Genomic DNA, 22,600 nt, shown 5'->3' with positions numbered 1-22,600 from the left:
AACTGGACCTCACCGGCGGGCGGTCGCCCTCCGCCGCGCCAGCAGCCCGACCAGCGTCGCGCCGAGCAGCACCACACCGCCGAACCCGACCAGCGCGCCGGTCGACACCTCGGTGGTGAACGCCGCCTTCGCGACCACGCCCGCGCCCTCGGAACCGGCCGGGATGGTGATCGGGACGACCGGCTTGTCCGGCTTGTTGGTCAGCGCCAGCGCCAACGTCTGGCCCGCCTCGACGGTCCCGCACACCTTGGGCGGCGCGTTCGGGTCGAAGAACTCCTCGTAGCCCTTGGCCGGCGCCACCTCGATCAGGCACACCTCCTGCGGCGTGCGCAGGTCCGGCACCTCGGCGGTGCCGTCGGCGGAGGTCTGCAGCACCAGCGGCGTGCCCTCCGGGCCGGTCAGCTCGGAGTCGTCCTGCCGCTTCGCGGCCTTGCCGTCGGGCCCGGTCACCTTCAGCGCCACGCCGGAGATCGCCTTGCCGGTCTCGGCGTCGGTCTTGGCGACCTTCACCACGCCCGGCGCGGTCTTCGCGGTCGTCGACGCGTTCGCGGTCAGCTTCTTCTCGCCGCCGGTGGTGACGATCCGCTGCATGTCGTTGTTCGCGGGCACGTGGACCCTGGGCCGGTCGGCCGGGCTGTCCAGCTTCACCGTGACCGACGGGTTCGGCCCGGTCGGCACGACCTGCACGGCCAGCGCCTTGCCGTCGGTGGACGTGGTGAGCTCGGCGGTGGCCCCGCCGGACTCCAGCGTGGCGTCGGTCAGCTCCACCGTCACCGGCGCGCCTGCCACCTGGGCGCCGTCGCCCTTGGTGACGTCCACCACCCAGGTGTCGGGCGTGCCGATGACCTGCTCCTTCGCCGGGGCGCTCACCTTCGCCGCCCACGGGCCCCGGTTGGCCGCCGCCTCGTCCTCCAGCCGCTTCACCGCCTGCTGCGCCTGGCCGAAGCGGTTGGTGTCGCCGAGCTGCCGGAAGTGGAAGTCGGCGTTGTAGGCGATGTGCCGGAAGTCGCTGTTCGGGTCGAGGGAGATGCCGTTGGCCGGGTCCTCGTACGCCGTCCACGTGTGCAGCAGGTGCGCGAGCGCCGCCGCCTCGTCGTTCGACTTGGTGTTCGCGTACCTCAGCAGGAGGTAGGAGATGCTGCCCGCGACGTCGTCGCGCAGCCGCGCACCGCCCTTGGAGAGCAGCTCGTCGCCCTCCTTGTACTCCACGTTGCTGTCCGGCGCGAGCAGCGAGTACTGCACGCACCACACCAGCTGGCCGCGCCACTTGTAGGCGCCGAGCCAGTCGCCGCCCGCCGGTTTGTCGCGGTAGCCCTGCGGGTCGGTCTCGTACCCCGGACCCTTCTCCACCACCGGCGGGGGCTGCGCGCCCGCGGCGGGTGCGGCGAGCAGGGCGAGACCGGCCGCGAGCACCGCGCCGGCGAGTCGTCTCCACACCATGATGTCCTGAACCCCTCGGGCGCGCCGGTGGGCGTCGCCGGTCGGTGAGAGCTGCCGGCACTGAGCCTTACGGGTCGGAGATCACGTCGACAAGCCACCAGCGGGGTGGAACCGCGACTACGCTCCGCAGCGCGGGGTGTGGATTCGAGATCGACAGTCCGAGTAAAGTCGCTTTTACCCGACGGGAACCGATCGACTCGTGTGGTCGTTGAACCCCGTGACGGCGTCAGCACGCCACAGGAGGACGAGGTGCGTACCACCAGCAACCCCGCGTTCCGCAACCTGCCGACCAGCGGCGGTGGCGGTAACTACGCAGGCTTCGGCCAGCCCTACCAGGGGCAGCAGCAGTACGGCGCGCAGCAGTACGGCGGCTACCAGCCCGCCCCGCCGGCCACGGGTGAGCGCCCGATCACGATCGACGACGTGGTGACCAAGACCGCCACGACGCTCGGTGTGGCCATCCTCACCGGGTTCGTCTCGGCGTGGATGGTGCTCTCCGGGGCGGTCGCGCCGTTCGCGCTCGCCGTGCCCGGCATGATCGTCGGCCTGGTCCTGGCCCTGATCATCATCTTCAAGCAGAAGCCCAGCGGCCCGATGGTGCTCGCCTACTCGGCGGCGGAGGGCGTGTTCCTGGGCGCCATCACCGGCGTGTTCGAGGCGATCTTCCCCGGCATCGCCTGGCAGGCGATCCTGGGCACGTTCGGCGTCTTCGGCGCGATGCTCGTGGTCTACAAGACGGGCGCGATCCGCGTCACGCCGCGCCTGACCAAGTGGATCATCGGCGCCACCGTGGGCGCGGCCGTGCTCATGCTCGGCAACCTGCTCCTGGGCATGTTCGGCGTGAACATGGGCCTGCGCGACGGCGGCACCCTGGCGATCGTCTTCAGCCTGGTCGTGATCGGCATCGCCGCGTTCAGCTTCCTGCTGGACTTCGAGGCCGCGAACGAGATGATCCGGGGCGCGCTGCCCGCCAAGTACGCCTGGCTCGCCGCGTTCGGCCTGATGACCACGCTGGTCTGGCTGTACCTGGAGATCCTGCGCCTGCTGTCCTACTTCCAGAACGACTAGCACCCCGCCACACCTCCGAAGGGCGTCCCGGCCTCCGGGACGCCCTTCGGCGCGTCCACCCCCAACCCACGCGTGAGTCGAACCCTCAGGTCCCGAGAGTCGAACGCTCAAGTCCCGAGAGTCCTACGTTCAGGACCCCTGAGTTCAACGCTCAGGACGCGAGAGCCGGCCCGTCAGCCGCGCCAGGAGTGGTCGTCCTCCATCGCCGAGCCGACCTCCACCAGGCACGGCACGCACCACGTCCCGCGCGCCGACCGCGTCACGTGCTCGGGCGGCACGGAGTGCGCGCACGCCGCCTCGAAGTACGCCGCCGACGCCTGCTGCACGGAAAAGGCGTGGCACAGCCGGTCGTACCCGCTGTGCCACCACACGTACGCCATCGCCACCCCGACCTCCCTACTCAAGGGTAGGACGTCGGGTAACACCTATCGTGACGCGGTTCAGCTGAGCCGTTCGATGACCATCGCCATGCCCTGGCCACCGCCGACGCACATGGTCTCGAGGCCGAACTGCTTGTCGTGGAACTGCAGCGAGTTGATCAGCGTCGTGGTGATCCGCGCCCCGGTCATCCCGAACGGGTGACCCACCGCGATCGCGCCGCCGTTGACGTTGAGCCGGTCCAGGTCGATGCCCAGGTCCCGGTACGACGGGATGACCTGCGCCGCGAACGCCTCGTTGATCTCCACCAGGTCGATGTCCGAGATCGACATCCCGGCCAGCGCCAGCGCCCGCTTCGACGCCTCGACCGGCCCGAGCCCCATGATCTCCGGCGACAGCCCGGACACGCCGGTGGACACGATCCGCGCCAGCGGCGTGATGCCCAGCTCCTTCGCCTTCACGTCGCTCATGATCACCAGGGCCGCCGCGCCGTCGTTCAACGGGCAGCAGTTGCCCGCCGTGACCCGCCCGTCCGGCCGGAACACCGGCTTGAGCCCCGACACGCCCTCGATCGTCACGCCCGGCCGCGGGCCGTCGTCGGCCGACACGACCGTGCCGTCCGGCAGCGTCACGGGCGTGATCTCGCGCGCCCAGAACCCGTTGGCGATGGCCTTCTCGGCGAGGTTCTGCGACCGCACGCCGAACTCGTCCATCTCCTGCCGCGTCACGCCCTTGGCCAGCGCCAGGTTCTCGGCGGTCTGGCCCATGGCGATGTAGATGTCGGGCACCTGCCCGGCCTGCCGCGGGTCGACCCACTCCGACGCCCCGGACTCGGCCGCGGCGGCCGTGCGGGCCTCGGCGTCGGCGAACACCGGGTTGTGCGTGCCCGGCCACGAGTCCGACGACCCGCGCGCGAAGCTGGACACCGTCTCCACGCCGGCGCTGATGAACACGTCGCCCTCGCCGGCCTTGATGGCGTGCAGCGCCATCCGGGTCGTCTGCACGCTGGACGCGCAGTAGCGGGTCACCGTCGTGCCGGGCAGGTTGTCGTAGCCCGCCAGCACCGACACCACGCGGCCCATGTTGAAGCCCTGCTCGCCGCCGGGCAGGCCGCAGCCGAGCATGAGGTCGTCGATGTCGTTCGGGTCGAGCTGCGGGACCTTCGCCAGCGCGGCCTTGAGGACCTGCACGGTCAGGTCGTCGGCGCGCACGTCCTTCAGGGAGCCCTTGCCCGCGCGCCCGATGGGCGACCGGGCGGCGGAGACGATCACGGCCTCAGGCATTACGGAACTCCTTTGTTTCGCCGCAACGTGTGACGTGCAGCCTAGTTAACGCCCGTTCAGCGCGGCCACCACTCGTGACGAAGGACGCCGCACAGCGGGGCCAGCAGGATCGACGTCGCCGCCTCGTACCCGGTCGCGCTCGGGTGGAACCGGTCCCGGCTGAAGTAGTCGGCGTGCCGCGCCCGGAACTCCGCCGCCAGCAGGTCGCCCAGCGCCACCGCCACGCCGCCCGCCCGTTCCACCTCCAGCCGCTGCGCCCGAGCCAACCGCCGCGACCAGCCGCGCGCCACCGACCGCAGCGGCTCCGCGATCGGCCGGACCGTGCCCAGGTCCGGGCACGTGCCGACGACGACGCCCACCCCCGCCGCGCGCAGCCGCCGCACCTGCGCCCCCAGCAGCGCCGCCGACACCGGGATCGACAGCCGCGTGGTCACATCGTTCGCCCCGATGATCACCAGCGCCACGTCCGGCGGGTCGGCCACCACCCGGTCCACCTGCGCCGCCAGGTCGCGGGACGTGGAGCCGGAGATCGCGTACGTCTCCAGCCGCACCGGCGCGCCCACCTCGTCGGCCAGCCCGGTCGCCAGCACCACGCCCGGCAGCTCGGCCACGTCGTCCACGCCCAGCCCGGCCGCCATCGAGTCACCCAGCACGGCGAACCGCACCGGCGTCCCGCCGCCCTCCCCGTGAACGCCCTCCCCGTACACGCCGTCAGCGCGCAACGGCGGCGCGTCGGGCACCCCGATCACCACGCGCGCCCGCCGTGACTGCTCGGTGAACAGCCCGTACGCCACCCCGGTCAACCCGCCCAACGCCCCCGCGACCACCGCGAGGAGCCGGTACCCCCGCATCGGCACCTCCCTCTCCCGACCCCCCATCGTCCACCGGGCCGACCACCGCGCCACCGATATACGCTCAGCGCGTCATCTCAAGAAGTGGAAGGTCCGTCGTGGAGTACGTCGAGAGCGTCGTAGACCTGGTCGGCAACACGCCGCTGGTGAAGTTGAACGCGGTCGCCGAAGGCCGCCGGCCGCTCATCCTGGCCAAGGTCGAGTACCTCAACCCCGGCGGCAGCGTGAAGGACCGCATCGCGCTGCGCATGGTGGAAGCGGCCGAGCGCAGCGGCGAGCTCAAGCCCGGCGGCACGATCGTCGAGCCCACGTCGGGCAACACCGGCGTCGGCCTGGCGCTCGTGGCCCAGCAGAAGGGCTACAAGTGCGTCTTCGTCTGCCCGGACAAGGTCAGCGTGGACAAGCGCAACGTGCTCAAGGCTTACGGCGCCGAGGTCGTGGTGTGCCCGACCGCGGTCCCGCCGGAGCACCCCGACTCCTACTACAACGTCTCCGACCGCCTGGTCGCCGAGATCCCCGGCGCGTGGAAGCCCAACCAGTACGCCAACCCGGAGAACCCGGCCAGCCACTACCACGGCACCGGACCGGAGGTGTGGCGGCAGACCGAGGGCCGGATCACGCACTTCGTCGCGGGCGTCGGCACCGGCGGCACGATCTCCGGCACGGGCCGCTACCTCAAGGAGGTCTCCGAGGGTCGCGTGAAGATCATCGGCGCGGACCCCGAGGGCTCGGTCTACTCCGGCGGCAGCGGCCGGCCGTACCTGGTCGAGGGCGTCGGCGAGGACTTCTGGCCGGATGCCTACGACCGCGACGTGTGCGACGAGATCGTGGCGGTGAGCGACGCGGACTCGTTCGAGATCACCCGGCGCCTGGCCCGCGAGGAGGGGCTGCTCGTCGGCGGCTCGTGCGGCATGGCCGTCGCGGCGGCGCTGCGCGTGGCCGACGACGCGGGCCCCGACGACGTGATCGTCGTGCTGCTGCCCGACGGCGGGCGCGGCTACCTGTCGAGCGTGTTCAACGACAAGTGGATGGCCCAGTACGGCTTCCTGTCGCCCGACACGTCCGGCGCGACCGTCGGCGACGTGCTGCGGCGCAAGGACGGCACGATGCCCGACCTCGTGCACGGCCATCCCAACGAGACGGTCGCCGAGGCGGTCGCGATCATGCGCGAGTACGGCGTCTCCCAGATGCCGGTCGTCAACGCCGAGCCGCCGGTGATGGCCGCGGAGGTCGCGGGCGCGGTCAACGAGCGGGACCTGCTCGACGCGCTGTTCACCGGCAAGGCGCAGCTGACCGACCGGCTGGACCGGCACATGTCGTTGAAGCTCCCCACGATCGGCGCGGGCGAGTCGATCAGCTCGGCCATGGCGGCACTGTCCTCAGCGGACGGTGCGCTGGTGCTGGAGGACGGCAAGCCCGCCGGCGTCGTCACCCGGCAGGACATCCTGGGTTTCCTCGCCGGTCGCTGAGCCGGCCCCCGCGGGTCGTCAACGTGTCCCGGTCCACGTCGCGGATCGGGACACGTTGACCGGTTGCGCGTGGCCAGGGCGGTGCCATCCGCTAGCGTTGGCCACCGACTCATACACCTACGGCCCGTGCCAAGGGGGTTGGAAACTCCGATGAACGCTCCGCAGCCGCCAGGAAACCAGCAGTTCGGCGGTCACAACCAGCAGGAGCAGGGGCAGGGTGCCCAGCCCCCGAACGCCGACGCGACGCAGGTCGTGCCGAGTGGCGGTCAGCCCCCTGCTTTCCCGCCGCCGGAGGCGACCCAGGTCGTGCCCTCCGGCCAGCAGCAGCCCCCGTCGAACCCGGACGCGACCCAGGTCGTGCCGCCGGGCGCGACGCAGCAGCCCGCGTCGAACCCGTACGGCCAGCCGGCGCAGCAGCCCGGCTCCGGCTCGTTCCCGGCGCAGCAGCCGCCCGCGTACGGCCAGCAGCAGCCGCCCGCCCAGTACGGCCAGCAGCCCTACGGGCAGCAGCCGTACGGCCAGCAGCCGGCGTCCAACCCGTACGGCCAGCCGCAGGCCAACCCGTACGCCCAGCAGCAGCCGCAGTCCAACCCCTACGGCCAGGCGCCCGCGTCGAACCCGTACGGCCAGCCGCAGCCGCAGGCGTGGGGCGCGCAGCCCGGGTACCCCGCGCAGGCCGCTTACGGTGCGCCCGCGGGCGGTTACGCGGAGTGGGGCAGCCGCGCGGTCGGCGCGCTGATCGACTACCTCGCGCCGGGTCTGGTCGTCGGCATCCTGGCCGGCATCGGCGCGGCCACCGGTGACCCGACGATCTCGTTGATCCTCAGCGGTGTCGGGTACCTCGCCCTCATCGGCTTCATGATCTACAACTCCTGGTACCTGGCGGGCACCACGGGCCAGTCCATGGGCAAGAAGGTCGCGAAGGTCAAGCTCATCAAGGAGGAGACGGGGCAGCCGATCGGCTTCGGCAACGCCTTCGTGCGCCACCTGTGCCACTTCGTCGACTCGCTGCCCTGCTACGCGGGCTGGTTCGCGCCGCTGTGGGAGGCCAAGAAGCAGACGTGGGCCGACAAGATCATGGGCACCGTCGTGGTGAACGCGCCCGAGGGCGCGGCCCCCGGCGGCTACCCCGGCGGCTACGGCCAGCAGCAGAACCCGTACGGCCAGGCGCCCGCGTCGAACCCGTACGGCCAGCCGCAGCAGCAGAACCCGTACGGCCAGCAGCCGCCGCAGCAGTGGTGACCGCGGCCTGACCGTTCACCCAACCGCCCGTCGGCCTTCCGGTCGACGGGCGGTTGCTTTTTCGGTCGCCGTACCCTAGGGGCATGACGGACACCGGCCACTACGGTTTCGCGACCAGGGCTATCCACGCCGGGCAGGACCCCGACCCGACCACGGGCTCGGTCATCGTGCCGATCCACGCCACCTCCACCTACGCGCAGGACGGCGTGGGCGGGCTGCGGGGCGGGTTCGAGTACTCGCGCACCGGCAACCCCACCCGTGCCGCGCTGGAGGAGTGCCTGGCGGCGCTCGAAGGCGGGCGGCACGCCCGCGCGTTCGCCTCGGGCATGGGCGCGACCGACACGGCCCTGCGCGCCCTGTGCCGTCCGGGTGACCACGTCGTCATCCCGAACGACGCGTACGGCGGCACGTTCCGGCTGATCGACAAGGTGCTGTCGCACTGGGGTGTCGAGCACACGCCCGCCGCGCTGTCCGACGTCGACGCGGTGCGCGCGGCGATCCGGCCGAACACCAAGGTGGTGTGGGTCGAGACGCCGACCAACCCGTTGCTGAACATCGCCGACATCGCGCTGCTGGCGCAGGTCGCGCACTCGGCGGGCGCGCGGCTCGTGGTGGACAACACGTTCGCCTCGCCGTACCTGCAGAGCCCGTTGGAGCTGGGCGCGGACGTGGTGCTGCACTCGACGACCAAGTACGTGGGCGGGCACTCCGACGTCGTCGGCGGTGCGCTCGTGACGTCGGACGACGACCTGGACGCGCAGTTCGGGTTCCTGCAGAACGGCGCGGGCGCGGTGCCGGGGCCGTTCGACGCGTGGCTGACGTTGCGCGGGATCAAGACGCTCGAAGTGCGCATGGAGAAGCACTCGGACAACGCCGAGAAGGTCGTCGAGGCCCTGGTCCGGCACCCGAAGGTGACCCGCGTGTACTACCCGGGCCTGCCCGAGCACCCCGGCCACGAGGTCGCGGCGAAGCAGATGCGCCGGTTCGGCGGGATGATCTCGTTCACGGTGGAGGGCGGCGAGGAGGCGGCGCTGCGCGTGTGCTCCCGCACCAAGCTGTTCACGCTGGCCGAGTCGCTGGGCGGCGTCGAGTCGCTGATCGAGCACCCGGGCCGGATGACCCACGCCAGCACCGCCGGCTCGCTGCTGGAGGTCCCGTCCGACCTGATCCGCCTCTCCGTGGGCATCGAATCGGCCGACGACCTGGTCTCCGACCTCCTGACCGCCCTCTCCTAACCGCGAGAGTCGAACCCTCAGGTCCCGAGAGTCGAACCTCCAGGACCCACGTGTCGAACGCTCAGGACCCCCGAGTTCTACATTCAGGACGCACGAACCCCGCGCTCAGCGAAACCGGGCGCGGGGTTCGTGCCGTTCGACGGGTCGGCTCGCGGTACGCGAATGGCGAATTCAGGGGTCCTGAGCGTTCGACACGCGGGACGCGAACGTTCGACTCACGCGGCCTGAAAGTTCGACACGCGGGACCTGAAGGTTCGACTCGCGGGTCAGCGGGGGCCGAAGCGGGCGGCGGAGCGTTCCTTGGCCTTGGCGGCCTCCACCTCGCGGTCACGGGGCGCGGCGGTGGTGACCAGCGATTCCAGCAGCACGCGGGTCGCCTCGGCCACCGCCTCCACGGCCGCGTCGAACGCCTCCTGGTTCGCCGCCGACGGACGCGCCGACCCGCTCACCTTGCGCACGTACTGCACCGCCGCCGCGCGGACCTCGTCCTCGGTGGCGGGCGGTTCGAAGTTGTGGAGCACCCTGATGTTGCGACACATGGCTCCACTATCACCCAGAACGACGCCGAGCGTCAGGGCGCGGCGGGGTCGGGTCAGGGCTTGACGTCGTAGCGCGCGTTCTCCACCCGCGGCACGGCGGGCAGCTCGTGCGAGTCGACGCACCCGCCGACGAACTCCACCACGCCGTCGCGCTCCACGAACCGGCCGCTGTCCGCGCACCCCGCGTGGGCCACGGTGAAGAAGGCCGCGCCGGTCAGCGCCACGGCCGTGACCACCGCTCCGACGAGCGGGAGCACCGCGGTGACCCGTGCCGCGAGCGCCATCGCCACCCTCCAGGTGAATGCTGTGTGAGGAATGCCCCGCACCGAGCGTACCGGTCCCGGCGCACCCGGTACCGCCATCGTCGACCTTCCGGCGGAAAAGGCAACCCGGAACGCCGAAAAGGCAGCCCGGAACGCCGAACGGGCCGGCCCGGGGGTGCCCGGACCGGCCCGTCGCCGTCCTCGACGCCGGGTCACGCCCGGCGGTTCCGCGAACTGCGTCAGAGGTTGCCCCGACGCTCCTGCTCGCGCTCGATCGCCTCGAACAACGCCTTGAAGTTGCCCTTGCCGAAGCCCAGCGACCCGTGCCGCTCGATCAGCTCGTAGAACACGGTCGGCCGGTCGCCGATCGGCTTGGTGAAGATCTGGAGCAGGTAGCCGTCCTCGTCCCGGTCGACCAGGATGCGGTGCTCCTTGAGCACCTCGATCGGCACGCGCACCTCGCCGATGCGCGCCCGCAGCTCGGGGTCGTCGTAGTAGGAGTCGGGCGTCTCCAGGAACTCCACGCCCGCGGCGCGCATCGCGGTCAGGGTGGCCACGATGTCGTTGGTCGCGAGCGCGATGTGCTGCACGCCGGCGCCCTCGTAGAACTCCAGGTACTCGTCGATCTGCGACTTCCGCTTGGCCACGGCCGGCTCGTTGAGCGGGAACTTCACCCGGTGGTTGCCGTTGGAGACGACCTTGCTCATCAGCGCCGAGTAGTCGGTGGCGATGTCGTCGCCGATGAACTCCGCCATGTTCACGAAGCCCATCACCCGGTTGTAGAACTCGACCCAGTGGTCCATCCGGCCGAGCTCGACGTTGCCCACGCAGTGGTCGACCGCCTGGAACAACCGCTTCGGCGCGCCCGCGGGCCGCACGACGGTCGACTCCCGCGCCTCGTACCCGGGCAGGTACGGCCCGCGGTAGCGCGACCGGTCGACCAGGGTGTGGCGGGTCTCGCCGTAGGTCGCGATGGCCGCGAGCCGGACGGTGCCGTGCTCGTCGGAGATGTCGTGCGGCTCCTCCAGCACGGTCGCGCCCTGGGCACGCGCGTGCTCGACGCACCTGTCGACGTCGGCGACCTCCAGCGCGAGGTCCACCACGCCGTCACCGTGCTTGCGGTGGTGGTCCAGCAGCGGGCTGTCCGGCCGCACGCCGCCGTTGATCACGAACCGCGCCGAGCCGGACTTGAGCACGAAGGACTTGTGGTCCCGCTGCCCGGTCTCCGGCCCGGAGTACGCGACGAGCTGCATCCCGAACGCGACCTGGTAGAACCACGCGGTCTGCGTCGCGTTGCCGACCACGAACACCACGGCGTCCATCGAGCGGACGGGGAACGGGTCGCGCGTCCCGTCGTAGTCGACCAGGCCCACGAGTTGGCGGAGCTGGTCGTAGCTCACGTCGTCAAGCTGCTGCGTCATACCTCACAGCATGTGGAATGCTGGTCAGGGTGCGCAACAGTCTCCTGATCCGCTGCGCATTCTGTACAGTGGTTCATGCCTTCGGACTCGCAAGCTGAACACTCTGACCAGGCCGTGGACGCTCTGGACGCACGGCTGTTGTTGCTGCTCACCGACGAGCCCCGGCTGGGCGTGCTGGAGTGCTCACGGCGCCTGGGCGTGGCCCGCGGCACGGTGCAGGCCCGGCTGGACCGGCTGGTGGCGCGCGGCGTGCTGACCGGCTTCCCGCCCGCGCTGGACCTGGCCGCGATGGGCTACGGGCTGACCGCGTTCGCCGTGCTGGAGATCGCCCAGGGCCGCCGGCACGAGGTGTCGCAGGGCCTGGCCGCGATCGAAGAGGTGTGCGAGGTGCACGCGACGACCGGGCCCGGTGACCTGTTCGCGCGGGTCGTGGCCCGGTCCAACGCCGACCTGCAACGGGTGATCGACTCGATCGTGGACGTGCCGGGCGTGCAGCGGCTGTCCACGTCGATCGCGCTGTCCACCCCCGTCCCGCCCCGCGTGCGTCCCCTGCTGGAGCGCATCACGTGACCGGACAGCAGAAGGGCGGCCACCCCGCGTGGTGGCCGCCCTCCCGGTGTCTGGGGGTCAGCCGGCGTACGGCACGGCCTTGATCAGCGTGACTTTCATCGTGCTGCCGTTGGGCAGTTCGTACTCCCGCGCCTCGCCCTCCTTCGCGCCGAGCAACGCCTTGCCCAGCGGCGACGAGGGGGAGTAGACCTCGAGCGCTCCGTGCGCGCCCTCCTCGCGGGTGGCGAGCAGGAACTCCTCCGTCTCGTCGTCCCCGTCGTAACGCACGGTCAGCACCATGCCGGGCGCCGCGACGCCCGTCACCGTGGGCGCCTCGCCGACCTTGGCGACCCTCAACAGCTCCTGCAACTGGCGGATGCGGGCCTCCTGCTTGCCCTGCTCCTCGCGGGCCGCGTGGTACCCGCCGTTCTCCCGGAGGTCACCCTCCTCGCGACGCGCGTTGATCTCCGCAGCAATGACCGGGCGATTCTCGATCATCTCGTCCAGCTCAGCCTTGAGCCGGTCGTAGGCCTCCTGGGTCAGCCAGGTCACCTCAGTGTCGCTCACGGTCACCAACTCCTTGTCTTGCTCCGGCCCACGGCGTGGGCTGGCAGTTCCCGGGCGCACCAGCCCGGAACGGAAAAACACGGCCCGCGTCGGGGCCGTGCTGAATGGCCAGAGTAACACGCACAGAACGTTCAGCGACGGCGTTTTGTTCCCGGATCCGCCACTAAACCCGCAGATCACCCGCTTGGCCGCTACCTCGTGGACAGGTAAGCCGGAACCTGGTAAGAGCAGCCGAACACCTCTCCGGTGACGGGTGGTTTGGACGTTCGCAGCACCGTTGTCGCTCGAATGGTGTCGGCTCCCGGCTCGACCAGGACCTCGCGCCGGCCCGCCTCGTCGCCGTCCTCGGACCGGGCCCGCACGATGCACACCACGGACTGGTCCGGTGTCTGCCTGACCACCTCGAACGTGATCCGCACCGAGCTGTCGTCCAGCACCTCGAACGCGGTCTGCTTGGCCTCGACGGGCATCGTGCCCAGGTTGCGGTAGCCGACCCACGCCACGACCCCGCCCACCAGCACCGCGATCACGGGGAGTGACCACCGCGCCCACCTGGGCAGGGACCTGCGGGGCTTGCCGTACCGACCCTCCGGCAGTGCCACTGTCCGAAGCCTTCCTGCCCGTGGGGAACAATGTCCCTCGACCACCGCGTTGAGTGTCGCAGGGACCGGACCGGACGGGTTCGGCAGGGGCGAGGAGGAGCACCACCGTCATGGTTGAGAAGCTGCGCCTGATGGCGGTGCACGCGCACCCCGACGACGAGTCGAGCAAGGGTGCCGCCACGATGGCCCGCTACGTGGCCGAGGGTCACGAGGTCATGGTCGTGACCTGCACGGGCGGTGAGGCGGGCAGCATCCTCAACCCCGCCATGGACCGCCCGGAGGTGCTGGAGAACATCGCCGAGATCCGGCGCGCCGAGATGGCCCGCGCCGCCGAGATCCTGGGTGTGCAGCACCGCTGGCTGGGCTTCGTGGACTCGGGCCTGCCCGAGGGCGACCCGCTGCCGCCGCTGCCGGAGGGCTGCTTCGCGCTGGTCCCGCTGGAGGAGTCGACGCCGCCGCTGGTCCAGGTGATCCGCGAGTTCCGCCCGCACGTGATCGTCACCTACGACGAGAACGGCGGCTACCCGCACCCCGACCACATCCGCTGCCACGAGGTGTCCGTGGCCGCGTTCGACGCGGCGGGCGACCCCGACCGCTACCCCGAGCTGGGCGAGCCGTGGCAGCCGCTGAAGCTGTACTACTCGCACGGCTTCTCCCGCGCCAAGCTGCTGGCGTTCCACGAGGCGATGCTCGCGGAGGGCCTGGAGTCCCCGTACGCCGAGTGGCTGGCGGGCTGGGACGCCGACAAGCCGGACGTCATCGAGCGGGTCACCACCCGGGTCGAGTGCGCCGACTACTTCCCGGTGCGCGACGAGGCCCTCAAGGCCCACGCCACCCAGATCGACCCCGAGAGCCGCTGGTTCGCCGTGCCGCGGGAGATGCAGCGCGAGGTGTGGCCGACCGAGGAGTACGAGTTGGCGCGGTCGCTGGTCGACAGCACCGTGCCCGAGGACGACCTGTTCGCGGGCGTCCGGGAGAGGGTGACCGCGTGACCTCGTTCGACCCGATCCCGTGGTCGCAGACCACGGCGGTCGTCCTGGCCCAGCCGCCGTCCACCGAGAAGGACCCGGGTGGTCAGCAGGAGGACTTCGGCAAATCCTCCCCGCTGGGCCTGCTGATCCTCGTGCTGTTCTTCATCGCCGTGTTCTTCCTGGTCAAGTCGATGAGCAAGCACCTGAGGAAGCTGCCCGCGTCGTTCGACGAGCCGGCGGCCGGTGCCGAGCCCGACGTCAAGCCCGACGCCAAAGCGGGCAACGGCAACGGCGCCGCCGGCGGCAAGAAGGACGACTAGCCGCACCGGTTCGACCGGCGCGTCCGGCCGGCGTCCGGGTCCTACTGTGGAGCCATGACGAACCGGCTCGCGTCCTCGACCAGCCCGTACCTGCTCCAGCACGCCGAGAACCCGGTGCACTGGTGGCCGTGGTCGCCGGAGGCGTTCGAGGAGGCGCGGGAGCGCGGCGTGCCGGTGCTGCTGTCGGTCGGGTACGCGGCGTGCCACTGGTGCCACGTGATGGCGCACGAGTCGTTCGAGGACGAGGCCACCGCCGCGTACATGAACGAGCACTTCGTCAACGTCAAGGTCGACCGCGAGGAACGACCGGACGTGGACGCGGTCTACATGGCGGTCACGCAGGCGCTCAGCGGGCACGGCGGCTGGCCCATGACGTGCTTCCTCACCCCCGACGGCGAGCCGTTCTACGCGGGCACCTACTACCCGCCGGCGCCGCACCCCGGCATGCCGTCGTTCCGGCAGGTGCTGGAGGCCATCGCGCACGCGTGGCGCGAGCAGGGCGACGAGGTGCGCGAGTCGGCGGCGGGGATCGTGGCGCAGCTGGCGTTCCAGCCGCTGCCGCAGTCCACTGTGGACGAGGACGTGCTGTCCGGCGCGGTGGTGTCGCTGCTCGGCCACTTCGACCGGGCCAACGCCGGTTTCGGTGGCGCGCCGAAGTTCCCGCCGTCGATGGTGCTGGAGTTCCTGCTGCGCCACCACGAGCGGACCGGGTCGGTGCAGGCGCTGTCGATGGCGCGGGCGACGTGCGCCGCGATGGCGAACGGCGGGCTGTACGACCAGCTCGCGGGCGGGTTCGCGCGGTACAGCGTGGACGCGGCGTGGGTCGTGCCGCACTTCGAGAAGATGTTGTACGACAACGCTTTGCTGCTGCGCGTCTACACGCACCTGAGCCGGCGTGACGACGACCCGCGCTGCGCGCAGGTGGCCCGGGAGACGGCGGAATTCCTGATCCGCGACCTCGGCACGGCGGAGGGCGGGTTCGCGGCGTCGCTGGACGCGGACACCGAGGGGGTCGAGGGCGCGACGTACGTGTGGACGCCCGCGCAGCTCGTCCAGGTGCTCGGCCTGGCGAACGGCGTGCGCGCCGCGGAGCTGTACGGCGTGACGGACGAGGGCACGTTCGAGCACGGCACGTCGACGTTGCGGATGCTCGGCACGCCGGACCCGGAGATCGCGGCCAAGCTGCTCGAAGCGCGGGACCTGCGGCCGCAGCCGGGACGCGACGACAAGGTCGTCACGGCGTGGAACGGCCTGGCGGTCGCGGCCCTGGCCGAGGCGGGCGCGGTGTTCGGCGAGCCGCGGTGGGTGGAGGCGGCCGTGCGGGCGGCGTCGCTGGTCCTGGACGTGCACCTGGTCGACGGGCGCTTGCTGCGCACCTCGCGCCACGGGGTCGCGGGCACGGCGGCGGGCGTGCTGGAGGACTACGGCTGCTTCGCCGAAGGGCTGCTGGCGCTGCACCAGGCGACCGGCGACGTCAGCTGGTTCACCGCCGCGTGCGGGCTGCTGGACACCGCGCTGGCCCGGTTCGCGGGGGAGGAGCCGGGCGTCCACTACGACACCGCGGACGACGCCGAGGCGTTGGTGCAGCGGCCGTCGGACCCGTCGGACAACGCGACCCCGTCCGGCGCGTCGGCGCTGGCCTCGGCGCTGGTGGCGGCGTCCGTGCTGGGCGGGCCGTCGACCTACCGCGAGGCGGCCGAGGCGGCGCTGGGGCGGGCCGGGCTGCTGGCGGCGCGGGAACCCCGGTTCGCCGGGAACTGGCTGAGCGTGGCCGAGGCGCTGGCGCTCGGGCCCGTGCAGGTCGCCGTGGTCGGTGACGCGCCGGAGCTCGTCCGGGCCGCGTGGCACGGCGTGCACGGTGGTGGCGTGGTGGTGGCGGGTGCCCCGGACTCGGCCCCGTTGCTGGCGGACCGGCCGCTGGTGGACGGCGGCGCGGCGGCCTACGTGTGCCGCGGGTACGTGTGCGACCGGCCCGTGACGTCGGTGGCGGAGTTGACGGCCGCGCTGGCCGTCCACCGGTAGCGAACCTCGTGCCTGCGGATGGTTTGCAGGCGTAGCGTCAGCATCGTCGTAATCATGTAATCGAAGGCGGTGCGGGATGCGACGAGGATGGGGAGGCCGGGGCGGCTGGCAGCAGGGCGAGCAGCCCCCGGCGGACGACGCGGTGGGCTGGTTCAGCGGCAGGCTGCCGGACGGCTGGTTCACCGGAACCCCGGTGGTGACGGTCGACCGGGAGGAGATCCTGGTCGTGGGCACGCTGCCCGCGTTGGAGGGCGAGTTCGCGGACGACGCCGAGCGCGCGGCGGCCGAGTCGGGCCGCATCAGCCGGTTCCGCGAGCAGACCCGGGACGAGCGGATCGAGATCGCCCGCCAGGCCGAGCACCGCTACCGGCGCAAGGTCGCCTGGGGCGCCCGGCTCGGCGGCACGGAGGAGCTGTTCACCACGCTGTCGGTGCCCGTGATGACGCGGCTGCGGCAGCCCGAGCGGATGGTGCTGGACACGCTGGTCGCGGCCGGTGTGGCGCGGTCGCGGTCGGAGGCGTTGGCGTGGGCCGTGCGGTTGGTCGGCGAGCACGCGGACGCGTGGCTGACCGAGCTGCGCGAGGCCATGACCAGGGTGGACGACCTGCGCGCGCAGGGCCCCGACCTCACGTGACACCACCCCCGTTCCCCGCTAGCTTGGGGAACGGGGGTGATCTCCGTGCTGTCGTACGACCTGGCCTGGCACCTGGACCCGGCTGCACCGCGCGTCCTCGGCCGCACCACGATCCGCTTCGAGGGCGGGCGCACCGGCGTCGACCTGGAGGCCGACGAGGTGCTCGACGCGTCCCTGAACGGCGGCCCGGTGCGGTGGGACGTGCCGCTGGACGGCCCGAACACGCTGCGGGTGCGGGCGCTGTTCCCGTTCGGCGACCGGGGGTTCCGGCGCGTGGTCGACCCGGTGGACGGCCAGGTCTACCTGTACGCGACGAACTTCCCGGACACCGCCCGCCGCACCATGTGCGGGTTCGGCGACTCCTGGCAACGCGCCCCGTTCGCCCTGACCGCCACCGTGCCGCCGTCGTGGAAGTGCCTGGCCAACGGCCCGGCGGTGGTCGACGCGGGCGAGGTCCGCACGTTCACCCCCACCGCCCCGATCCCGCGCGCGACCGTGACGGCCGCGGCCGGTCCGTTCGTGGAGGTGGAGGACTCGGTCCACGTGCCGCGGTCACGCGCCGACGTGGACGCAACCGCTGTCGCCGACCTGGTGAAGGCGTCGATCGCGTTCTTCGAAACCCTGCTGGGCCCGTTCCCGTACCCGAAGTGCGACGCGGTCTTCGTCCACGGCCTGCCGTCCCTGGCCCTGTCCACCCCCGGCCTGATCCTCTTCGACCAAGCCGTCCTGGACCGCCTGGCCGACCCGCTCTACGCGATGACGGTGATCAGCCACGAGGTGGCGCACACGTGGTCGGGCAACCTGGTCAGCACCTCCCGTGCCGTGTCCGAAGGCTTGGCCGTCCACCTGAGCCGCCTCTTCGTCGAACACGTGCTGGGCCACCCCTGGGACCCACCCCCGACCACCCCGTTCCCGGACCGCCCCTACGCCCCTTTCCTGGCCCGCATCCGCCAGGTGGAATCCACCATGGGCCGCGACGCCTTCCTGCGCTCCCTGCACACCATCATGACCACCAACCCCCACCGCCACCTCCCCGAACCCACCTTCACCGCCCACTGGTCCGAACGTTGACCCCGTCGTGGACGCGGGTGTGCGGCCCGGGTTCGAAGGCGTCGGCGACGCGGATCGCGTAGGCGGGCACCATGGCTTCGCGGACTTCGTCCAGCGTCATCCACCGGATCTCGGCCGCTTCGTCGGTCGTCCCGCCGGCCGTGCCCAGCGGCGTGCAGCGGTAGACCAGGGCGACCACGCCCAGCCGCATGTTCTTGTAGACGGCGGTCAGGCGTCCGACCCGGACCGGCACGCCGGTCTCTTCGAGAACCTCCCGCCGGACGCCCTCCTCGACCGTCTCGGCCATCTCGAGGACCCCACCGGGAGGCTCCCAGCGACCGTTGTCCCGCCGGCGGACAACGAGCACCCGACCGGCCTCGTCGACCACTACTCCGGCGACGCTGACCGAATGGCGCGGCAGCTCGGTCATCGCGGAATCCGCCGGTCAGGCGTAAATCGCGAACCAGATGGCGATGTAGTGGCACAACGCCGCCAGCACCGTGGCCGCGTGGAAGAACTCGTGGTAGCCGAAGACCTCCGGCCAGGGGTTCGGCCAGCGGGAGGCGTAGAAGATGGCCCCCACCGTGTAGAGCAGGCCGCCGACCAGCAGCAGGACCAGGGCGGCCACGCCGACGTAGTGCAGCAGGTCCGGCAGGACGAAGACGGCCACCCAGCCCAGCGCGATGTAGATCGGCACGCCGAGCCAGCGCGGTGCGTGCGGCCAGGCCAGTTTCAGCGTCACGCCGCCCAGGGCGCCCACCCAGACCACGATCAGCACTACGGTCCCCGTGTCCGGTGGCATCGCCAGCATGGCGAACGGGGTGTAGGTGCCGGCGATGAAGACGAAGATCATCGAGTGGTCGAGGCGCTTCATCCACGTCCGCGCCCGCACGCTGACCCAGTTCACGCGGTGGTACAGGGCGCTGACGCCGAACAGGCCGAGCACCGTCACGCCGTACACGGACGTCGCCAGCGCGGCCTTCGCCGACACGGTGGCCGCGGCCAGGGCGATCAGAGTCGCGCCCGTCGCCACGGACACCACGAACGACCAGAGGTGCAGCCAGCCCCGCAGACGAGGCCGCAACGCGGCCTGCGGGGTACGAGTCGACGCGGTCACGCATCGAGGTTACGGGAGCGTAGGTGACCGGGTCAGCACGCGGCGGCGTGACCGCGCCCACCCGGCGTACGCTCTTCCAGCGTGGGTCTTCGCGAGCGCATCAAGGACAAGCTCCTCCTGCCGGTCTACGAATACCGGCTGAACCGCTGGCTGGACGGCAAGCAACGACCACGCCACGTCGGCGTGGTGCTCGACGGCAACCGCCGGTGGGCCAAGGAGGCGGGCTTCACCGACGTCGCGCACGGCCACCGCGCCGGCGCGCGCAAGATCCTGGAACTGCTGAGCTGGTGCCGCGAGGCCGAGGTCGAGGTCGTCACGCTGTGGATGCTGTCCACGGACAACCTCAACCGCCCCGCCGAAGAGCTGGAACCGCTGCTCGCCATCATCGCCGACATCGTCGACGAGCTCGCCGAGCCCGGTAACCCGTGGCGCATCCGGCACGTCGGCGCGCTGGACATGCTGCCCACCGAGACCGCGGCCCGCCTGTCCGCCGCGGCGCTGCGCACCAAGGGCCGCACGGGCCTGGAGGTCAACGTCGCGGTCGGCTACGGCGGCCGGCAGGAGATCGCCGACGCGGTCCGCAAGCTGCTCCAGAAGCACGCCGAGTCCGGCGGCACGATCGAGGAGCTGGCCGAGGTCCTCGACGTCGACCACATCGCCGAGCACCTCTACACGTCCGGCCAGCCCGACCCGGACCTGCTCATCCGCACCTCGGGCGAGCAGCGGCTGTCCGGGTTCATGCTGTGGCAGTCGGCGCACTCCGAGTTCTGGTTCTGCGAGGCTTACTGGCCGGAGTTCCGCCGCACCGACTTCCTGCGGGCCCTGCGCGACTACGCCATCCGGCACCGCCGCTTCGGCTCCTAACCCCCGCAACGCCCAAGGGCGGTGCCCCCCAACCGGGGTGCACCGCCCTTGGCGGACATCAACGTCGACTCGACGGACGGTCAGTTGCCGTCGTAGCCGTGGGAGTCGTTGTCGTCGTTGTCCGTGTTGATGCAGGTGCTCTCGTCGTTGTTCGAGAGGATCGGGATGGCCAGGACGTTGACCTCGACCTCGCAGACGTTCAGGTTGCTCAGCAGGTCCGAGTCGTCGGCGAAGTTGATCAGACCGAACTGGTCGTTGTGGTCGCCACCGTCCGCGTCCTCGAAGTACTGCAGCTCGCCCACCGCGGTGTACTCGTTGCCGTGGTCTTCACCGCCGTGCGGGGTCGCGAACGCGGGAGAGCCCAGCAACATGAGACCAGCCGCGGCGATGGCGACGGCGCCTGCCTTCTTCAACATGTGAAAACACACTCCTCTAGTGGGGAATTGATATGACGCCCAGAACCTCGCTCGTACATTCCGAGCATTCGGGGAGTCTGGCGGCTCAGGCGGTTTGCCCTCGCTGCCGTAATTTACCGGCTTGCGCTGTGGATTGCATCCGATCGACACCATCGTGTGAACGCGATGTTTTCCGGTTTTAGTTATCGGGCTTGTTCTGGCATCGCGCCACCCACTCGCACCGCCGCAATCGACGGTATTGCGCGACAGTGGTATTCACGGTGGTGTGCGCACCGATTCCGGATCGGACCCGCCGCTGAACGCGTCCGACCAGGTCTGACGTGGAGCCGCGCCGCTCAGCCGTCGTTGTCGGCGTTGTAGCAGAGGCTCTCGTCGTTGTTGGACAGGACCGGGATGCCGAGGACGGCGTTGACCTCGATCTCGCAGAGGTTGATGTTGCTCGCCACGTCGGAGTCGTCGGCGAAGTTGAGGAGGCCGAACTGGTCGTTCAGGCCGCCGTCGTCGCTGTGCTCGACCACGTGCCACTCCCCGATGGCCTGCCCGGAGTCCCCGTGGCCGGAGTTGTCGTGGCCGGAGTGCTCCTGGACGGGGCCGCCTTCGTGCTCGTGGGGCTCACCGGCGACGGCGAATGCCGGGCCGCCGACCATCATCAGTCCGGCTACGACCGCGGCGACGGTGCTCGCCTTCTTCAGCACTTCACACTCCTGTTCGTGGGTTTCCCCAGTCGATCCAGCGCTGCTCGGAAGCCCGGATGTGGGTTGGTCTGCGGGCAAACTACCGAACCACCGCCCCCGTGTGGATCTCTATAACACCATTGTGTGATCGTCCGAAGGTGGTTATCCCTCGTTACGGTGTCTTTGTCGGCCTTAATTCGTGACGTCGGTTCCGCTGTGGTAAACCGGGCGGTCTTCTCGTAGGGTCTTCAGTCCGTGGACGGCGACCGGATCGTGCGTGAGTACCTGCTGCTCGGGCTGAGGCTCGACCGGCTGTCACCCGGTCTGGTGGACTCGTTCACCGGCGACCGGGCGCTGCGCCGGGCCGTCGACGTCGAGCCGCGGCCCCACCCCGTCGCGCTGACCGAGCAGGCCAGGCTGCTGCGCCGCGAGCTGCCCGGCAGCGACCTCGCACCCGAGCGCAAGCGGTTCCTGGACGCCCACCTGACCGCCGTCGAGACGATCGCGCGCAAGCTCGCGGGCGTGCGCGTGGGTTTCGTGGACGAGGTCCGCGCGTACTTCCAGGTCGACATCCGCCCCGGTCACCCGGACACCTACCGCCGCGCGCACGCGAGCCTGGACGAGCTGCTGCCCGGCTCCGGCACGCTGGCCGAACGGCTCGCCGACCACCGCGCGCTGGACGAGGTGCCGCCCCGTCGGCTCAAGGCCGCCGTGCACGCCCTGTCGAGCGCGCTGCGTGACCGGGTGCGGCAGCGGTTCGAGCTGCCGGTGGACGAGCTGGTGGAGTACGAGGTGGTCACCGACAAGCCGTGGAGCGGCTTCAACTACTACCTGGGCGGCTTCCGGTCGCGCGTGGCGATCAACGCCGACCTGGGCCACCGGATGTCGAACCTGCCGCACCTGGTCGCGCACGAGTCCTACCCCGGCCACCACACCGAGCACTGCCGCAAGGAGGTGGGCCTGGTCGGCAAGCGCGGGCACGCCGAGCAGGCGTTGTTCCTGATCAACACGCCGCAGTGCCTGATGGCCGAGGGCATGGCCGAGCTCGGCCTGCACGCCGCGGTCGGCGCGGGCTGGGGTCGCTGGGCCGAGGAGATCATGGCCGACCTGGGCCTGCGGATGGACGGCGAGCTGGCCGAGCGGGTGGAGGGCGCGCTGTCCGGGCTGCTCACCGTGCGTCAGGACGCCGCCCTGATGCTGCACGACCGGCGTGCCCATCCGGACGACGTCGTCGACTTCCTGTGCCGGTGGCTGCTGGTTCCTGAGCGCCGGGCCCGCCACATGCTGCGCTTCCTCGGTGACCCTCTGTGGCGGGCGTACACGACGACTTACGTGGAGGGCGTGCGCCTGGTCCGGGCATGGCTCGATCTGCGTGCCCAGGCGGACACTCTGAGTAGTCGTTATCTGCGACTTCTTGACGAACCGCTGGTGCCGGCGGCCTTGGCGGAGGAGGTCGCGGCGGGGGTGCCCTGGCTGCCCCGCGACCCAGGGTGACCGACCCGGCCACGGCCGGCCGCACGGGCTCTGAGCTGCGTGGACGAGGTCGTGTTGCGCCGATGTGACGGCCCGGCGTCAGCCGCGGGCACCCGAAGTGGCCACCTTTCGCCAGTTTTGCGGCGAAGTGA

The 22,600-nt window shown here is 71.1% G+C and carries 25 protein-coding genes; 12 read left to right on the top strand and 13 right to left on the bottom strand.

The features are described from left to right. Positions 1 to 9: 9 nt before the first annotated feature. The gene (locus ACIQMJ_RS01265) at positions 10 to 1,440 is read right to left on the bottom strand and encodes an MSCRAMM family protein (RefSeq protein WP_499759024.1); all 1,431 of its coding nucleotides are present in this window, start codon (positions 1,438 to 1,440) and stop codon (positions 10 to 12) included. Between the two features lie 249 nt (positions 1,441 to 1,689). Between ACIQMJ_RS01265 and ACIQMJ_RS01260 the strand changes: the two genes are divergently transcribed. Then, a complete protein-coding gene (locus tag ACIQMJ_RS01260) occupies positions 1,690 to 2,508 on the top strand; it encodes a Bax inhibitor-1/YccA family protein (protein WP_499759023.1) in 819 nt (272 codons plus the stop codon). A 173-nt stretch (positions 2,509 to 2,681) separates the two neighbouring features. Here the strand turns inward: ACIQMJ_RS01260 and ACIQMJ_RS01255 are convergent, their stop codons facing one another. The 3 genes from ACIQMJ_RS01255 to ACIQMJ_RS01245 are packed head-to-tail and all read right to left on the bottom strand — an operon-like array spanning position 2,682 to position 5,020. Further along, positions 2,682 to 2,894 (bottom strand): hypothetical protein, encoded by a 213-nt coding sequence (locus tag ACIQMJ_RS01255; RefSeq protein WP_499759022.1) that lies wholly within the window; start codon positions 2,892 to 2,894, stop codon positions 2,682 to 2,684. A 54-nt stretch (positions 2,895 to 2,948) separates the two neighbouring features. After that, a complete protein-coding gene (locus ACIQMJ_RS01250) occupies positions 2,949 to 4,169 on the bottom strand; it encodes an acetyl-CoA C-acetyltransferase (protein WP_499759021.1) in 1,221 nt (406 codons plus the stop codon). Positions 4,170 to 4,225: 56 nt separating this feature from the next. Continuing rightward, entirely contained in the window at positions 4,226 to 5,020 is a 795-nt protein-coding gene (locus tag ACIQMJ_RS01245) for an SGNH/GDSL hydrolase family protein (protein WP_499759020.1), read from the bottom strand. 98 nt (positions 5,021 to 5,118) lie between these two features. Between ACIQMJ_RS01245 and ACIQMJ_RS01240 the strand changes: the two genes are divergently transcribed. The 3 genes from ACIQMJ_RS01240 (at position 5,119) to ACIQMJ_RS01230 (ending at position 8,966) form a co-directional block, all read left to right on the top strand. Next, positions 5,119 to 6,489: a cystathionine beta-synthase gene (locus ACIQMJ_RS01240; RefSeq protein ID WP_499759019.1), complete on the top strand. Its 1,371-nt coding sequence runs from the start codon at positions 5,119 to 5,121 to the stop codon at positions 6,487 to 6,489. Positions 6,490 to 6,639: 150 nt separating this feature from the next. After that, positions 6,640 to 7,731, top strand: coding sequence for an RDD family protein (locus ACIQMJ_RS01235; protein ID WP_499759018.1), 1,092 nt, complete (start codon positions 6,640 to 6,642; stop codon positions 7,729 to 7,731). A gap of 83 nt (positions 7,732 to 7,814) precedes the next feature. Continuing rightward, the gene (locus ACIQMJ_RS01230; protein WP_499759017.1) at positions 7,815 to 8,966 is read left to right on the top strand and encodes a cystathionine gamma-synthase; all 1,152 of its coding nucleotides are present in this window, start codon (positions 7,815 to 7,817) and stop codon (positions 8,964 to 8,966) included. 266 nt (positions 8,967 to 9,232) lie between these two features. Here the strand turns inward: ACIQMJ_RS01230 and ACIQMJ_RS01225 are convergent, their stop codons facing one another. The 3 genes from ACIQMJ_RS01225 to hppD form a co-directional block, all read right to left on the bottom strand. Beyond that, on the bottom strand, positions 9,233 to 9,505 hold the full coding sequence (locus ACIQMJ_RS01225) for a DUF2277 domain-containing protein (protein WP_499759016.1): 273 nt from the start codon (positions 9,503 to 9,505) through the stop codon (positions 9,233 to 9,235). 53 nt (positions 9,506 to 9,558) lie between these two features. Next, on the bottom strand, positions 9,559 to 9,789 hold the full coding sequence (locus ACIQMJ_RS01220; protein WP_499759015.1) for a hypothetical protein: 231 nt from the start codon (positions 9,787 to 9,789) through the stop codon (positions 9,559 to 9,561). A gap of 218 nt (positions 9,790 to 10,007) precedes the next feature. Continuing rightward, the gene (gene hppD, locus ACIQMJ_RS01215) at positions 10,008 to 11,189 is read right to left on the bottom strand and encodes a 4-hydroxyphenylpyruvate dioxygenase (RefSeq protein ID WP_499759014.1); all 1,182 of its coding nucleotides are present in this window, start codon (positions 11,187 to 11,189) and stop codon (positions 10,008 to 10,010) included. A gap of 75 nt (positions 11,190 to 11,264) precedes the next feature. Here hppD and ACIQMJ_RS01210 point away from each other — a divergent pair, with 75 nt between their 5' ends. Continuing rightward, a complete protein-coding gene (locus tag ACIQMJ_RS01210) occupies positions 11,265 to 11,759 on the top strand; it encodes an Lrp/AsnC family transcriptional regulator (protein WP_499759013.1) in 495 nt (164 codons plus the stop codon). Positions 11,760 to 11,816: 57 nt separating this feature from the next. Here ACIQMJ_RS01210 and greA read toward each other — a convergent pair whose 3' ends face one another. After that, positions 11,817 to 12,311 (bottom strand): transcription elongation factor GreA, encoded by a 495-nt coding sequence (gene greA, locus ACIQMJ_RS01205; protein WP_141979170.1) that lies wholly within the window; start codon positions 12,309 to 12,311, stop codon positions 11,817 to 11,819. Between the two features lie 185 nt (positions 12,312 to 12,496). Further along, a complete protein-coding gene (locus tag ACIQMJ_RS01200) occupies positions 12,497 to 12,907 on the bottom strand; it encodes a DUF4307 domain-containing protein (protein ID WP_499759012.1) in 411 nt (136 codons plus the stop codon). A gap of 110 nt (positions 12,908 to 13,017) precedes the next feature. Between ACIQMJ_RS01200 and mca the strand changes: the two genes are divergently transcribed. The 5 genes from mca (at position 13,018) to ACIQMJ_RS01175 (ending at position 17,925) form a co-directional block, all read left to right on the top strand. Beyond that, positions 13,018 to 13,899 (top strand): mycothiol conjugate amidase Mca, encoded by an 882-nt coding sequence (gene mca, locus ACIQMJ_RS01195; RefSeq protein WP_499759011.1) that lies wholly within the window; start codon positions 13,018 to 13,020, stop codon positions 13,897 to 13,899. Further along, positions 13,896 to 14,198 (top strand): hypothetical protein, encoded by a 303-nt coding sequence (locus tag ACIQMJ_RS01190; RefSeq protein ID WP_499759010.1) that lies wholly within the window; start codon positions 13,896 to 13,898, stop codon positions 14,196 to 14,198. The genes mca and ACIQMJ_RS01190 overlap by 4 nt, the downstream gene beginning before the upstream one ends. A gap of 54 nt (positions 14,199 to 14,252) precedes the next feature. Beyond that, entirely contained in the window at positions 14,253 to 16,220 is a 1,968-nt protein-coding gene (locus ACIQMJ_RS01185) for a thioredoxin domain-containing protein (protein ID WP_499759009.1), read from the top strand. Positions 16,221 to 16,296: 76 nt separating this feature from the next. Beyond that, positions 16,297 to 16,854 (top strand): ATP-binding transcription factor AbmR, encoded by a 558-nt coding sequence (gene abmR, locus ACIQMJ_RS01180; RefSeq protein WP_499759008.1) that lies wholly within the window; start codon positions 16,297 to 16,299, stop codon positions 16,852 to 16,854. A gap of 36 nt (positions 16,855 to 16,890) precedes the next feature. After that, complete coding sequence (locus ACIQMJ_RS01175; RefSeq protein ID WP_499759007.1) at positions 16,891 to 17,925, top strand: M1 family aminopeptidase; 1,035 nt, start codon at positions 16,891 to 16,893, stop codon at positions 17,923 to 17,925. On the opposite strand, the gene ACIQMJ_RS01170 is transcribed toward ACIQMJ_RS01175, so the two are convergent. Beyond that, on the bottom strand, positions 17,900 to 18,334 hold the full coding sequence (locus ACIQMJ_RS01170; protein WP_499759006.1) for an NUDIX hydrolase: 435 nt from the start codon (positions 18,332 to 18,334) through the stop codon (positions 17,900 to 17,902). The two genes, ACIQMJ_RS01175 and ACIQMJ_RS01170, sit on opposite strands and share 26 nt — an antisense overlap. 15 nt (positions 18,335 to 18,349) lie before the next feature. Further along, a complete protein-coding gene (trhA, locus tag ACIQMJ_RS01165) occupies positions 18,350 to 19,021 on the bottom strand; it encodes a PAQR family membrane homeostasis protein TrhA (RefSeq protein WP_499759005.1) in 672 nt (223 codons plus the stop codon). Between the two features lie 117 nt (positions 19,022 to 19,138). Here trhA and ACIQMJ_RS01160 point away from each other — a divergent pair, with 117 nt between their 5' ends. After that, positions 19,139 to 19,885, top strand: a complete 747-nt coding sequence (locus ACIQMJ_RS01160; protein WP_499760223.1) for an isoprenyl transferase — start codon at positions 19,139 to 19,141, stop codon at positions 19,883 to 19,885. Positions 19,886 to 19,965: 80 nt separating this feature from the next. On the opposite strand, the gene ACIQMJ_RS01155 is transcribed toward ACIQMJ_RS01160, so the two are convergent. Next, positions 19,966 to 20,301 carry a hypothetical protein gene (locus ACIQMJ_RS01155; RefSeq protein WP_499759004.1) on the bottom strand — a complete coding sequence of 112 codons (336 nt, stop codon included), beginning with the start codon at positions 20,299 to 20,301 and terminating at the stop codon, positions 19,966 to 19,968. Positions 20,302 to 20,636: 335 nt separating this feature from the next. After that, positions 20,637 to 20,996 carry a hypothetical protein gene (locus ACIQMJ_RS01150; RefSeq protein WP_499759003.1) on the bottom strand — a complete coding sequence of 120 codons (360 nt, stop codon included), beginning with the start codon at positions 20,994 to 20,996 and terminating at the stop codon, positions 20,637 to 20,639. A 234-nt stretch (positions 20,997 to 21,230) separates the two neighbouring features. Between ACIQMJ_RS01150 and ACIQMJ_RS01145 the strand changes: the two genes are divergently transcribed. Beyond that, complete coding sequence (locus ACIQMJ_RS01145) at positions 21,231 to 22,469, top strand: DUF885 domain-containing protein (protein WP_499759002.1); 1,239 nt, start codon at positions 21,231 to 21,233, stop codon at positions 22,467 to 22,469. The last annotated feature ends 131 nt before the right edge of the window (positions 22,470 to 22,600 follow it).

The organism is Actinosynnema sp. NPDC091369, from assembly GCF_044757065.1.
GTDB lineage: Bacteria > Actinomycetota > Actinomycetes > Mycobacteriales > Pseudonocardiaceae > Actinosynnema.
The sequence above is the reverse complement of the archived record's forward strand: the minus strand, read 5'-3'. Positions and strand labels throughout refer to the sequence as shown.

Bases quoted from the DNA above. Each gene is read 5' to 3' on its own strand.
- ACIQMJ_RS01265 (WP_499759024.1), bottom strand. From the start codon at position 1,440: ATGGTGTGGAGACGACTCGCCGGCGCGGTGCTCGCGGCCGGTCTCGCC.
- ACIQMJ_RS01250 (WP_499759021.1), bottom strand. From the start codon at position 4,169: ATGCCTGAGGCCGTGATCGTCTCCGCCGCCCGGTCGCCCATCGGGCGC.
- ACIQMJ_RS01245 (WP_499759020.1), bottom strand. From the start codon at position 5,020: ATGCGGGGGTACCGGCTCCTCGCGGTGGTCGCGGGGGCGTTGGGCGGG.
- ACIQMJ_RS01235 (WP_499759018.1), top strand. From the start codon at position 6,640: ATGAACGCTCCGCAGCCGCCAGGAAACCAGCAGTTCGGCGGTCACAAC.
- ACIQMJ_RS01230 (WP_499759017.1), top strand. From the start codon at position 7,815: ATGACGGACACCGGCCACTACGGTTTCGCGACCAGGGCTATCCACGCC.
- ACIQMJ_RS01225 (WP_499759016.1), bottom strand. From the start codon at position 9,505: ATGTGTCGCAACATCAGGGTGCTCCACAACTTCGAACCGCCCGCCACC.
- ACIQMJ_RS01220 (WP_499759015.1), bottom strand. From the start codon at position 9,789: ATGGCGCTCGCGGCACGGGTCACCGCGGTGCTCCCGCTCGTCGGAGCG.
- hppD (WP_499759014.1), bottom strand. From the start codon at position 11,189: ATGACGCAGCAGCTTGACGACGTGAGCTACGACCAGCTCCGCCAACTC.
- ACIQMJ_RS01210 (WP_499759013.1), top strand. From the start codon at position 11,265: ATGCCTTCGGACTCGCAAGCTGAACACTCTGACCAGGCCGTGGACGCT.
- mca (WP_499759011.1), top strand. From the start codon at position 13,018: ATGGTTGAGAAGCTGCGCCTGATGGCGGTGCACGCGCACCCCGACGAC.
- ACIQMJ_RS01185 (WP_499759009.1), top strand. From the start codon at position 14,253: ATGACGAACCGGCTCGCGTCCTCGACCAGCCCGTACCTGCTCCAGCAC.
- abmR (WP_499759008.1), top strand. From the start codon at position 16,297: ATGCGACGAGGATGGGGAGGCCGGGGCGGCTGGCAGCAGGGCGAGCAG.
- ACIQMJ_RS01170 (WP_499759006.1), bottom strand. From the start codon at position 18,334: ATGACCGAGCTGCCGCGCCATTCGGTCAGCGTCGCCGGAGTAGTGGTC.
- ACIQMJ_RS01155 (WP_499759004.1), bottom strand. From the start codon at position 20,301: ATGTTGAAGAAGGCAGGCGCCGTCGCCATCGCCGCGGCTGGTCTCATG.